The following is a 1,295-nucleotide window of genomic DNA, read 5'->3' on the forward strand; positions in this document are numbered from 1 at the left end:
TTCGCTTTTAAAAAGTAAGCCACAGATTCACAGATTTTAAAGAGAAATCAATTTATGAAATGGATACTTGGGTTTAAAAACTCTTAAAACTATAGTGTTAAAACCAATTTTTATTGTTTATAATCTGTGGCATTTATTCTTTACAGCTGGATTTTATTGTAAAAGCGAATGCCTTACTTTACTTCTAATCTATAAAGTATTATATTTGCTTTCGAACAGTGCTAGGGATTATAGGTTTTGATGGTGATAAGAATTCCTTTTTTGTTCCATAGATTGAATTTATACTTACCCATGAACAGTACAGAAAATATCGAAAAAGAGTGGTTGTTTGAAATAATACCCAAGAATAAGATTTTCACGCTCAATCTCAAAGAAGTTTGGCAATATCGCGATTTGCTGATGCTATTCGTCAAACGAGACGTGGTGACGGTTTACAAACAAACCGTATTGGGACCATTGTGGTATTTAATTCAGCCTTTGTTTACCTCGGTGACTTTTACTATTATTTTTAATACAGTAGCGGGAATCGATACGGGAACCATTCCCCCTTTTTTATTCAATTTGGCGGGTATTATGGTCTGGAATTATTTTACAGCCTGTCTCAGTGGCACTTCTGATACGTTCAAAGCTAATGCTAGTATTTTTGGAAAGGTTTACTTTCCTAGAATCATTACACCATTGTCCGTCGTAATCTCCAATTTAATCAAATTTGGCATTCAATTTTTTATTTTTGTTGCTTTTTACCTTTTCTATTTTATCCAATGCGCTCCTTTGAGCCTAAATGTACACGTTTTATTTTTTCCTTTTTTAATCCTTTTGATGGGCATACTCGGATTGGGTTTAGGGATGTTGATTTCTTCTATGGTCACTAAATATAGGGATTTGAGCTATTTAATTAGTTTTGGTGTACAATTACTAATGTACCTTTCGGCAGTGATGTATCCTATGGCTTTGATAGGAGACAAAATGCCCGACTACGCTTGGTTGGTGCAGTACAACCCCTTGGCTTATATTATAGAAACGACCCGTTATATCCTCTTAGGAGTCGGAATGGTTTCTGTTTGGGGATTGGTTTATACCGTTTGCATTACCGTTATTGTGTTTTTTGTAGGTTTACTAGTTTTTAACAAGACCGAGAAGAGTTTTATTGATACGGTTTAGTCCCCCCAGCCCCCGAAGGGGGTGTATGAAGGGTTTGTTGTTTGTCAGTAGTAAAGGATAATCGTTTAACTGAGAAAAAAATCAATAAGCTGATCACTCGGCAAAGTAGGTTAAACAGCTATCAGAAAAATAAA

Annotated in this window: 1 protein-coding gene; it reads left to right on the forward strand. The window is 35.1% G+C overall.

All coding sequences use genetic code 11. From position 1 onward, the window contains the following. Window positions 1-291 precede the first annotated feature (291 nt). Window positions 292-1,161: an ABC transporter permease gene (locus EKL98_RS16210; RefSeq protein WP_126563166.1), complete on the forward strand. Its 870-nt coding sequence runs from the start codon at window positions 292-294 to the stop codon at window positions 1,159-1,161. Window positions 1,162-1,295: the final 134 nt, after the last annotated feature.

Source organism: Flavobacterium bomense (assembly GCF_003970355.1).

Excerpts from the sequence above, each read along its gene's own strand:
- EKL98_RS16210 (WP_126563166.1), top strand. The coding sequence starts at position 292 with ATGAACAGTACAGAAAATATCGAAAAAGAGTGGTTGTTTGAAATAATA.